A 10,377-nucleotide genomic window follows, 5' to 3' on the forward strand; every position below is an offset into this window, starting at 1 on the left:
GCCAGGCCGGCCCAGCCGAAGACGCTCAGTACGCCGATCAGCAGCAGCGAGCGGGACACCTTCGCCGGGACAATGATGCCCAGGGCAATCATGAAGACGAGCTGCGGGAACCCGAACAGGAAGTCCAGCAGCCGGGACACGATCGCGTCGTACCAGCCGCCGAAGTACGCCGCGCTGATCCCGAGCAGGGTGCCGAGCACGCTGGTGATCAGCGTCACCGTGATCGCGATCACCAGCGACGTCCGCAGGCCGAGCACCACGATCGAGAACAGGTCCCGGCCGGTGAGCGGCTCCACCCCGAACCAGTGCGTGCCGCTCATCCCGCCGGCCGCACCACGCGGCGCGTTGCCGCGGGCCGGGTCGAGCAGGTCGATGTGGTACGTCGTCGCGTCCTGACCGGCCAGCCGGACCAGCAGCGGCGCGGCGGCGGCGATCAGGATCAGCAGCAGCACCAGGACGAACCCGGTCTGCGCGCTGCGGTCGCGCCGTGCCCGGCGCATCGCTTGCCGGGTGGGCGATACGGTCCCGGCGACCGAGGTACTCACAGGCACTCCTGACAGGTTCGAAATTGCAGCCGACAAAACCTAGGCCGCATCCTTCCACCACGGACCACTCATCTCGAATCCCGAGAATCTCGGGTTGATAACTGTGGATTCGGATAGCTCTTCTCAGGTGGTTACGCTCCGCTGCATGGAGAGCTTCGTGCGGATCGGTGACCGGATTGTTCTGTACAACCTGTACGGCACCGAGGGCGGCGTGCCCGCGATCTCGTTCGGCGGTTCGCCGAGCACGCGGTGGAAGCGGCCGGACGCCGTACAGGCGCTGCGGGAGTCCGGGCTGTGGGTGGCGGTGCCGGACCGGCCCGGGTACGGCGGATCGACGCGGCAGCCCGGGCGTACGGTCGCGTCCGTCGTACCGGATGTGGTGGCGCTGGCCGACGAGCTCGGGTGGGAACGATTCGCGGTCACCGGAGGTTCGGGCGGCGGACCGCATGCGCTGGCGTGTGCGGCGCTGTTGCCGGACCGGGTCACGCGGTGTGCCGTGATCGGCAGCATCTCGCCGCCGATCGTCGACGGACCCGAGCCGACGTCGGAGGAGGAAGCGGAGGACCCGCGCCGCAACCGCACGTCCTGGAAGGCGGTGCACGGCGACCTGCGGCCGGAGCTGGAGGAGACCGCCCGCTCGATCATGTCCGCCGTCGAAGCCGGCGGCCCCGAGTTTCCGCCGGACCCAGGAGCCGAACCCGGCCCACCCGCCCGCGAGGACCCCGCCGCGATGGCCCGCCTCACCGCCACCTTCGTCACCAGCCACGACGGCTGGGAGGACGACCTCATCGCCTTCGCCACCCCCTGGGGCTTCGAGCTGGAGGCCATCCAGATCCCGGTCTCCCTCTGGCACGGCTCCGCCGACGACCGCGCCGGCAAGTACGCCGACCATCTCGCCGCCGCCATCCCCCACGCCGAACGCCGCTACTACATAGGCGGCCACATCCCCCCAACAAACGCATACCGCGAACACCTCAAGTGGCTGACACTGTCCTGATGAACCTCGCCCGCGAACTGGTACGGGAGCTCTACCCCGACGCCCGGGCCGCCTGGCTCGGCGGCAGCGTGGCCCGAGGCGAAGCGACCCCCACGTCCGACCTCGACATCACGGTCCTGCAGGACGGCCCGGTCCTCCGCAAGTCGCTCGAGTACGGCGGGTGGCCGGTCGAGCTGTTCGTCCACACCGAGAAGTCGCTCCGGTACTTCGCCGACAAGGACCAGGCCCGCCGCCAGCCGACGATGATGCGCCTGGTCGGCGAGTCCGTCGTACTGATTGACACCGACGGGTCCGGTAAGCGGCTGCAGCAGGAGTATCTGGCCGAGGTGGCTGCAGGGCCCAAGCCGTTGTCGGCTGATGAGCTCAGTCTGCTCCGGTACACGATCACTGACCTGCTGGAGGATCTGGCGGGTGCCGTCGGCGACGTGCGGCTGGCTATCGCGTCAGTGCTGTGGCAAGAGGCGGCCCGGTTGTTGCTGACCGGCTCGGGTCATTGGTCCGGCACCGGCAAGGGCCTGCTGCGGGAGGTGGCAGCGTACGACGCGACCCACGGCACCGATCACGCTACGGCGTTGCTGGACGGCGTACGTGCTTCGGACGACCGCCTTGGCGTTGCGGCAGATCGGATCCTGGAGCCGTACGGCGGGCGGTTGTTCGCTGGGTTCGAGGTGTCGGCTCCGGTGGGTGTATAGGGTCGAGGGCGTGCCTGATATCGACGTAGCGTTTCTTGCTCTGCCCCGGCAGGAGTTGGCTGCGGCCGCCCTGCAGCGTGCTCGTGATCTGGGGGCCTCGTTCGCCGAGTTCCGGTTGGAGCGGATCCGGTCGGAGTCCATCTCGTTGCGCGACAGTGTGCTGGAGAGCGCCAAGGACGACGAGGATCTCGGTCTCGCGGTGCGGGTGATCCACGACGGTACCTGGGGGTTCGCGGCGGGGGTCGCGCTCACCGTCGAGCAGGCGGTGCTGCTCGCGGAGCAGGCGGTGAACATGGCGCAGGTGTCCCGCCCGATCAACGCGGAGACGATCGAGCTCGCGGACGAGCCGGTGTACGACGACGTCACCTGGATCTCGTCGTACAAGATCGACCCGTTCACCGTCCCGCGGGCGGACAAGGTCGCGCTGCTCACCGACTACAGCGACCGCCTGCTGAAGGCGGACGGTGTCGCGCACGTCAGCGTCCACGTCGCCACGATCCACGAGTGCAAGTACTACGCGAACTCCGCCGGTACGTCGTACACCCAGCAACGCGTCCGGATCGGCCCGTCCATCACCGCGCACGGTGTCGCGGAGGACCGCTTCGACTCGATGTCGTCGACCGCCCCACCGGCCGGCCGCGGCTGGGAGTACATGACCGGCACCGGGTGGAACTGGGACGAAGAGCTCGCCCAGATACCCGGCTGGCTCGCCGAGAAGCTGGCCGCGCCGAGCGTCGAGCCCGGCACGTACGACGTGGTGATCGACCCGTCCAACCTGTGGCTGACGATCCACGAGTCGATCGGCCACGCCACCGAGCTCGACCGCGCTCTCGGCTACGAGGCGAACTACGCGGGCACCAGCTTCGCCACCCTCGACCAGCTCGGCACGCTGAAGTACGGCTCACCGGTCATGCACGTCACCGGCGACCGCACCGCGGAGCACGGCCTCTCCACGGTCGGGTACGACGACGAGGGCGTCGCCGGCCAGCAGTGGGACCTGGTCAAGGACGGGATCCTGGTCGGGTACCAGGTGGACCGCCGGATGGCGAAGAAGAACGAGGACGTGCTCGGTACGCCGCGCTCGAACGGTTGCGCGTACGCCGACTCGTCCGGCCACATCCCGATCCAGCGGATGGCGAACGTCTCGCTGCAACCCGCCGCCGACGGCCCTTCCACCGAGGAGCTGATCAGCCGGGTCCGGAACGGGATCTACATCGTCGGCGACAAGTCCTGGTCGATCGACATGCAGCGGTACAACTTCCAGTTCACCGGCCAGCGGTTCTACAAGATCACCGACGGCAAGCTCGACGGGCAGCTCCGCGACGTCGCCTACCAGGCCACCACGACCGACTTCTGGGGCTCGATGGAGGCGGTCGGCGGCCCGCAGACGTACGTCCTCGGCGGCGCGCTGAACTGCGGCAAGGCCGAGCCGTCCCAGTCCGGCGCGGTCAGCCACGGCTGCCCGTCGGCGCTCTTCCGCGGAGTCCGCATTCTCAACACCACCCAGGAGGCCGGCCGGTGACCGCCGTACAGCTCACTCCGCAGGACACCGTCGAGCGGGGCCTGGCCCTGGCGGCGGCCGAGGGCGCCGACGGCTGCGTCGTACTCGTCGCCGAGACCTCCAGCACCAACCTGCGCTGGGCGAACAACACCCTGACCACGAACGGCGCGATGCGCGGGTCCAGCGTGACGGTGATCGCCACCGTCGGCGCCGGCGAGGGTACGGCGGCCGGCGTCATCGGCCGCTCGTCCGTCACCGAGGACACGCTCCGCGAGATCGTCTCGGCCGCGATCGCCACCGCCCGCGCCGCCGGCCCCGCCGAGGACGCGCGGCCGCTGGTCGACGGTACGGCGTCGGCGGACTGGGCGCTCGAGCCGGAGGAGACGACGGTCGGCGTCTACGAGAAGTTCGCGCCGTCGCTCGGGGAGTCGCTCAAGCAGGCCGCCGCCGAGAAGCGCCGGCTGTACGGGTTCGCGAACCACGAGGTCGTCACGCTGTACGCCGGATCCTCCACCGGACTGCGGCTGCGCCAGGCCCTCCCCCGTGGGTACGTGTCCTCGACCGGCAAGAACGACGCCCACTCGGCCTGGGTCGGTACGGCGACCCGTGACTTCGCCGACGTCGACGCGCTCGCGCTGGACACCGAGCTGACCCGGCGCCTCGGCTGGGCCGGGCGGACCGTATCGGTGGACGCGGGCCGGCACCCGACGATCCTGCCACCGGCCGCGGTCGCCGACCTGATGACGTACCTGTACTGGCAGCTCGACGGCCGCGACGCGTTCGAGGGGCAGACCGTGTTCTCGAAGTCCGGGGGCGGGACCCGGATCGGCGACACGCTGTCGTCGCAGCCGGTGAACCTGCACTCGGACCCGGCGCTCACGGGGCTTGAGTCCTTCGCGTTCGCGGTGGCCCGGTCGTCGGGCGGCTCGTCGAGCGTGTTCGACAACGGCCTCACGCTGACCGCGACCGACTGGATCCGGGGCGGCAAGCTCGAGCACCTGATGACCAGCCGGTACACCGCGGACCTGATCGACGTACCGGCGGCCACGCCCGACATCGACAACTACGTGCTGTCGGTGGACGGCGCGACCGGTACGACCGACGACCTGGTGGCCGGCCTCGACAACGGCCTGCTGCTGACCTGCCTGTGGTACATCCGCGTCGTCGAGCCGCAGACGCTGCTGCTCACCGGGCTCACCCGCGACGGCGTCTACCTGGTCGAGAACGGCGAGGTCACCGGCGCGGTCAACAACTTCCGGTTCAACGAGAGCCCGGTCGACCTGCTGGCCCGGTTCACCGCGGCCGGCGCGACCGTACCGTCGTTCTCCCGCGAGTGGGGCGACTACTTCTCGCGGACCGCGACACCGCCGCTGCTGATCCCGGACTACAACATGTCCAGCGTCAGCCAGGCCAGCTGACGAACACAGAACGCCCCGCCGGTTCGTCCGGCGGGGCGTTCTCGCGTACTGCGTCAGTGACTGGGTCAGTGACTGGATCAGACCGTCGGGTCAGACCGTCGGGTAGCCCGGCTCCGCCGGACCCGCCTGCCCCGGACCGCCGAACCGCTCGGCCCCCTTCGGGTCCTGCCCGTACTGGTTCTGCCCCGCGGTACCCTCCTGAGCCGCCAGCACGATGAACCAGATCCAGCCGATACACGGGATCAGGTTGATCAGGATCCACCAGCCGGAACGGTTGGTGTCGTGCATCCGCCGGATCGCCACGCCGATCGTCGGCAGCAGGACCGCCAGGCCGTAGATCGTCTGCAGGATGCCGCTCGTGCCGTTGTTGTAGGTGGTCCCGAGGACCCTGTCGATGATCGACAAGATGATGGACGCGATCGCGCTGAAGAGCACGAACATCCAGTACTCCTTGCGCCGGGCCCGCCCGTCGAAAACCAGGTACTTCTTGAGAACGTCGATGTACCACTGCATTGCTATCTCCGATGGTCGAAGGTGACACGCGGGTCAGAAGCCTGTCGGAACCGGCCGGGTACGTCAATCCGGCTTTTCGCTTTGGTGATCACACTGCAATCTGAAACCTAGAGCCGGCTTCAGCTGTCGGGCGCGGCTTTCGTCATCGTCACCCGCAGCATCAACCGCTTGCCCTCCTGGTACGGCGTCACCTCGTCGAGGCTCCAGTTCTCGCCGAGTTCACCGACCAGTTCCTTGTCGAAGAACCGCCCGACGAAACCGTCGTGCTCGGCCAGCCCGTCCTCCAGTTGCTGGCAGTGCTCCGCGCACCGGTCGTCCGCGGACCACACGGCGTACACGAAAACCCCGCCCGGGCACAGCACCCGGTGGATCTCACCGACCAGCGACCGCAGCTCGGACGGCGAGAACGCCATGTTCAGCAGCAGATTCGCGAACACCGCGTTCACCGTCGCGTCGGCCGGCGGCAACGGATCCCGTACGTCGTGCAACGCCGCCGTCACCCGATCGTCGAGCCCTTCGCGCTGCGCCGCATGCCGCAACTGGTCGAGCGCCGTCTCGCTGAAGTCGGTCGCATGCACGCTGAACCCGTGCCTGGCCAGGAAAAGCGCGTCCCGCCCGTGCCCCGCCCCCAGCTCCAGCACGTCGACGATCCCCGCCGCCCCGAACAACTCCACCGCCCGCCGCACCGCAGCCGACGGCTCCACCCCGTGCAACTCCGCCCGCCGCGCGTACGCCGCGTCCCACCGCTCCTGCTGAGCCCTCGCAAGCTCGACATTCCCACTACTCATTGTGTTGCTCCCCGTGTTCGTCACACCGATCTGGACGATCGACAGACCGCGCCAGCCTACGACACAACCCGCATAATGGTCCCGTCGGACGGAAGTCGGTGGAGGCGAATGCTGGACGGAAGCGACAAGCAGTCGGAGAAGGTGCGGGTGCTGGCCAACGCGCTGGAGAAGCTCCGGACGCACGGCGGGCTCACCGCCGACCGCCTCCGCGCGGACCGGACCGGAGTGTCCGCACCGCTACTGTCCCTGGCCGCGACCCGGCGCTACGCGAACGTCCACGAACTCGACCTCCCCGACGCAGCGGTCGCACTGGTCCGGGACTGTGTCCGAGAGGATCTGTACGCCTCGCAGCAGATCGTCGCGGACGCCGTCCTCGCGCTCGGCGTACTCGGACAGCACCTCACCAGCGCCGGAATCGAAGTGCACATCACGAGAGCGCTCTACAACTTGGCGCTCGGCCGCCGCCGGGAAACCCTGCTGGACCACTGGCATCCGCTCCACGCCGCCTTGGCCGTCAGCCCGGTCGCCGCTCCGAGCGACCGCTACCTGCGCGGTACGACGGAACTCGCCGTACTGCGGGAGCTCGCGTATCAACTCACCAGGCGCGACATGTACTCCGTCGGCGCGAAGAACGTGGCGAGCACCGACCCCGTACCGGCCGCGAACCAGCCGTCACCCGGCCGGGTCGTGGTGATCGGGGGTGCGGTCATGGATGCCACGTTCCGGACCAAACATCTGCCGGCACCGGAGACCTCGACCCAGGCGCTCGGGTTCAGCCTTTCCCCCGGCGGCAAAGGTCTCACGCAGGCGGTGGCGGCCGCCCGGCTCGGGCTGCGAACCTCGCTGATCGCCGCGGTCGCGAACGATCGTTTCGGCGACCAGATCGTCGAGTACCTCGAGAAGGAACACGTGGACACGTCGCTGCTGAAGCGGGTGGCCGACGCCGAGACACCCTTCACCGGCGTCTTCCAGCAACAACTCGGCGACAGCATCGCGGTGAACTGGCGCAACGAGAAGCAGATCCACCTCGATTTCGCGGACGTGGCCCAGCACCGGGACGAGCTGCTGGACTACGACGCGCTCCTGATGACCTTCGAGGTTCCTCGCGACACGTTGGAGGACACCCTCGCGATGATCCACGACGGCACCCGCGCACGCCCGGTCGTGATCGTGACCCCAGGCCAGCCGTACAGCGACGACGAGGTCTCGGCGGACACGCTCGCGCAGATCGACTACCTGGTCGCGCATGCCTGGGAGCTGGAGCCGTTCGCCCGGCAGGACGCCCCGTTCGACCCGGACTCCGTTGCCCGCACGCTGCTCGCGTACGGCGTCAAGACGCTGTGCCTGCTCGTCCCGGGCGGCTGTAACGCGTATTCGCGCCCGATGCGCGACGTACTGCAGATAGCTGCCCCACCGGCGATCTACAAAGAGTCCTCGGTCGCTCGGGACGCGTTCTGTGCGGCGCTGGCCGCCCAGCTCATCGACACCGAGAGCAAGTTCTCCGAGGACGTCGGCCGCTGGGCCGCCGCCGCGATGTCCTGCGCGGCGTCCGACTTTCCGCGCCGCAACTCGCTGCCCACGCGGCGCCGCATCGACGACCTGCTGGAAGGGATCCAGCAGTAGCTGTCAGCGCAGGATGCGGTGCTGGTCCTCGGGCCGCACCCGTTCGGTCGCACCGTGGATCCGGCAGCAGAAGATCAACGAGTCGTGCAGCTCTGCCCAGCTCCTGGTCGCGTTCCGGTCTGCGGCACAGAGTTCGTCGATGCTGCGGATCGTCGGGAAGCTCGCGCGCATCTCCCGAATGCTCATGTACTTGCGCTTGTAGTAAAGGTACGGCCGGGCCCGCACGGTCATCCACTGCTGCCAGTTCGACGCCAGGTAGCTCGATCCGGTGAAGCCCAGGTTCGGGTCAACGGCCGTGGTCAGCAGCTCGACGTCGCCGCGCTTCTGGAAGTACTTGCGCACCTGAGCCAGCAGGTACGACACCGCGTTGGGTGGTGCGCCGTCGAACGAGTAGACCCGCGACAGGTCCCACACCGACTCCTGCGGTACGCCGAACTGCAGGAGCAGCTGGTCCGCCACCCGCTTCCACTCCAACGGCGACGCGCTACACAGCGTCAACGGCGTACCGGTGTTCTTGTCGACCAGGGCGAAGTTTAGTGATCCACGCCTGGCATTGCGAAGGTAGTGCATGCTGCCGAACACCCGGTCGGCGTCCTCGCCGACCTGCCGGAACTCGAGATCCGGCAGCGCGTACTCGCGCCGCGGGATCAGGTCACGCACCGCCCGCTGGTCCCTGCGTAGCCGCGCCGCGTTGCTGACCACAACGGCCAGGGCGTCGCGGTAGGTCACCTGGCCGGCAGCGTCCGCGTAGCACGGCAGGTGCAGGCGGGTCCGGACGGCGAGCGCGCGCCGGTCCACGCCCCACAGCCGGGCCAGGGCCAGCAGGTGCCCGGTGGATTCCGCAGCGCTAATTCGAAAAGCAGCAGCTTTCTGCACGAGTCGGATGCTAGCGGATCGCGGGCACCGCATGACAACTTTCAAACCTTCGTCTTTTGGCGTGTTGGCAACGCGCCAGGTGCCAGTTGGCAGCTCCTCCTGCCAACTGGCAGCGAATCGAATTCGGCCGCCACCAAAATGCCAGGACACAAAACCCGGAACGGCTATTTGGCATCCAATTCACGCATTGTCAGCCGATTGTCGCGCGCTGGAATAGAGGTGGGAAACCACTCGGCGGGAAGGGGAACTCCGATGCAAATCCTCGCAACCCTGGTCGCGCTCGCCGGCGCGATTCTGGTGACCTCGTTCTGGAAGCAGCTGCTCACGCTCGTCCTGGTGAGCAGCGTGCTGGTGTTCTGCTTCGGGCTGTACAACATCGTCGTTGCGATGGCCCACTAAGCCGCGGCAGGGCCCAGGGGGCACCGCTCAGCGACGGTTCCCAAACCAGCGGGACATGCCCTGAGCCAGCACCTGGACCCGGCCCCAGACCGGATCGGAGCGAAGCTGCCGGGCGGACTGTCTGCTGCTCGCCCGGTACTCGATCGACCGCTCCAGAAGGCTGCTGTGCCGGTCACAGACGACGTCGTGATCGGCCAGCAGTTCGAACTGATCGCAGGTCACGTCGATGATCCAGCGCCCGGGCGCGGTCGCCCGGCCGATCTCGACCCAGCAGTGGAACTCCAGCGTCCGGCCGTGCACGACGATGTCCCCGACGCAGTACCGGGCGCGCATCCGCAGGAACCATGGCAGCTCGTGCAGCAGCCAGGCGGAACTCACCCCGCACTGCCCCGCCGACGCCGGCAGATCGGTCCGGGAGCTGAAGTCCGGGTGCACGGTGGAGTCGGACCACTCCAGTGAGAGCGCCGCGCGGTAGACGTACAGGCGACGGCGGGCGACTGCCAAGGCGGACTGTGGCACGATCGTCCTCCCCAATTCTCTCGTCCGTCGCGCCCCCGCGCGGCGGTAACAAGTTCATTGGGCATTGTCAGCGCACCGCGATTAACTTGGCAAGATCGTTTCTGAATACACCGGCTCGACAGTGTGCAGTGGATTGGGAATGCTGCCGGTCACCGGTATCGGTGGACGTGTGTCCAGGTCGGTGTAACCGAGTTTCAGCCGGTATCCGTTCAGCGGATATCGCAGGAATGTGGCACCGGTCAGTCCGGTCGCCGCCAGCCGGTCGGTGTATTCGGGGTGTTCCTCGGTGTACCGGTGTAGCTCCGCGCGGATCAGGCCCCAGAAGGTTTGGGTGGGGAGTTGGGTGTGGGTGTCGGGTTCGGGGCCGCGGGCAACGATGGGGGTGGTGGAGAGGTTGATGTCGTCGACGAGGTCCTTGATGACCAGGCGGGTGGGGAGGCCTTCGGGGGTGCAGATGACGGCGAGGTTCTCGCCGTGGGGGTTGACGGTGATGCCGTAGTGGTGGA

10 protein-coding genes and 2 pseudogenes are annotated in these 10,377 nt (G+C 68.2%); 6 read left to right on the forward strand and 6 right to left on the reverse strand.

The genetic code is table 11. The features are described 5' to 3' along the window. Positions 1 to 545 (reverse strand): annotated as a pseudogene (locus tag VFF46_RS32125) (ABC transporter permease); the annotation flags it as partial. 145 nt (positions 546 to 690) lie between these two features. On the opposite strand from VFF46_RS32125, the gene VFF46_RS32130 reads away from it, so the two are divergent. Genes VFF46_RS32130 through VFF46_RS32145 form a run of 4 tightly spaced genes read left to right on the forward strand, consistent with a single transcriptional unit; the run spans position 691 to position 5,153 of the window. Then, positions 691 to 1,542, forward strand: coding sequence for an alpha/beta hydrolase (locus VFF46_RS32130; RefSeq protein WP_325040995.1), 852 nt, complete (start codon positions 691 to 693; stop codon positions 1,540 to 1,542). After that, positions 1,524 to 2,234, forward strand: coding sequence for a nucleotidyltransferase domain-containing protein (locus tag VFF46_RS32135; protein WP_325040996.1), 711 nt, complete (start codon positions 1,524 to 1,526; stop codon positions 2,232 to 2,234). Before VFF46_RS32130 ends, VFF46_RS32135 begins: the two co-directional genes overlap by 19 nt. A gap of 10 nt (positions 2,235 to 2,244) precedes the next feature. Continuing rightward, on the forward strand, positions 2,245 to 3,756 hold the full coding sequence (locus tag VFF46_RS32140; protein ID WP_325040997.1) for a TldD/PmbA family protein: 1,512 nt from the start codon (positions 2,245 to 2,247) through the stop codon (positions 3,754 to 3,756). Continuing rightward, complete coding sequence (locus tag VFF46_RS32145) at positions 3,753 to 5,153, forward strand: metallopeptidase TldD-related protein (RefSeq protein WP_325040998.1); 1,401 nt, start codon at positions 3,753 to 3,755, stop codon at positions 5,151 to 5,153. The genes VFF46_RS32140 and VFF46_RS32145 overlap by 4 nt, the downstream gene beginning before the upstream one ends. 90 nt (positions 5,154 to 5,243) lie before the next feature. Here the strand turns inward: VFF46_RS32145 and VFF46_RS32150 are convergent, their stop codons facing one another. Both VFF46_RS32150 and VFF46_RS32155 read right to left on the reverse strand, forming a co-directional pair. After that, positions 5,244 to 5,666 (reverse strand): DUF805 domain-containing protein, encoded by a 423-nt coding sequence (locus VFF46_RS32150; protein WP_325040999.1) that lies wholly within the window; start codon positions 5,664 to 5,666, stop codon positions 5,244 to 5,246. 119 nt (positions 5,667 to 5,785) lie between these two features. Continuing rightward, positions 5,786 to 6,454, reverse strand: coding sequence for a class I SAM-dependent methyltransferase (locus VFF46_RS32155; protein WP_325041000.1), 669 nt, complete (start codon positions 6,452 to 6,454; stop codon positions 5,786 to 5,788). A gap of 108 nt (positions 6,455 to 6,562) precedes the next feature. On the opposite strand from VFF46_RS32155, the gene VFF46_RS32160 reads away from it, so the two are divergent. Further along, positions 6,563 to 8,077, forward strand: coding sequence for a PfkB family carbohydrate kinase (locus tag VFF46_RS32160; protein ID WP_325041001.1), 1,515 nt, complete (start codon positions 6,563 to 6,565; stop codon positions 8,075 to 8,077). 3 nt (positions 8,078 to 8,080) lie between these two features. Here VFF46_RS32160 and VFF46_RS32165 read toward each other — a convergent pair whose 3' ends face one another. Beyond that, positions 8,081 to 8,953: a hypothetical protein gene (locus VFF46_RS32165; protein ID WP_325041002.1), complete on the reverse strand. Its 873-nt coding sequence runs from the start codon at positions 8,951 to 8,953 to the stop codon at positions 8,081 to 8,083. Positions 8,954 to 9,205: 252 nt separating this feature from the next. Here VFF46_RS32165 and VFF46_RS32170 point away from each other — a divergent pair, with 252 nt between their 5' ends. After that, positions 9,206 to 9,352, forward strand: a complete 147-nt coding sequence (locus VFF46_RS32170; RefSeq protein ID WP_325041003.1) for a hypothetical protein — start codon at positions 9,206 to 9,208, stop codon at positions 9,350 to 9,352. A 27-nt stretch (positions 9,353 to 9,379) separates the two neighbouring features. Here the strand turns inward: VFF46_RS32170 and VFF46_RS32175 are convergent, their stop codons facing one another. Together VFF46_RS32175 and VFF46_RS32180 are read right to left on the reverse strand one after the other, a co-directional pair. After that, positions 9,380 to 9,871 carry a hypothetical protein gene (locus tag VFF46_RS32175; RefSeq protein ID WP_325041004.1) on the reverse strand — a complete coding sequence of 164 codons (492 nt, stop codon included), beginning with the start codon at positions 9,869 to 9,871 and terminating at the stop codon, positions 9,380 to 9,382. An 81-nt stretch (positions 9,872 to 9,952) separates the two neighbouring features. After that, positions 9,953 to 10,377, reverse strand: a pseudogene (locus tag VFF46_RS32180) (IucA/IucC family protein); the annotation flags it as partial.

The sequence above is a fragment of the Kribbella sp. genome (assembly GCF_035655035.1).
Lineage (GTDB): Bacteria > Actinomycetota > Actinomycetes > Propionibacteriales > Kribbellaceae > Kribbella.

Bases quoted from the DNA above. Each gene is read 5' to 3' on its own strand.
- VFF46_RS32160 (WP_325041001.1), top strand. From the start codon at position 6,563: ATGCTGGACGGAAGCGACAAGCAGTCGGAGAAGGTGCGGGTGCTGGCC.
- VFF46_RS32170 (WP_325041003.1), top strand. From the start codon at position 9,206: ATGCAAATCCTCGCAACCCTGGTCGCGCTCGCCGGCGCGATTCTGGTG.
- VFF46_RS32130 (WP_325040995.1), top strand. From the start codon at position 691: ATGGAGAGCTTCGTGCGGATCGGTGACCGGATTGTTCTGTACAACCTG.
- VFF46_RS32150 (WP_325040999.1), bottom strand. From the start codon at position 5,666: ATGCAGTGGTACATCGACGTTCTCAAGAAGTACCTGGTTTTCGACGGG.
- VFF46_RS32155 (WP_325041000.1), bottom strand. From the start codon at position 6,454: ATGAGTAGTGGGAATGTCGAGCTTGCGAGGGCTCAGCAGGAGCGGTGG.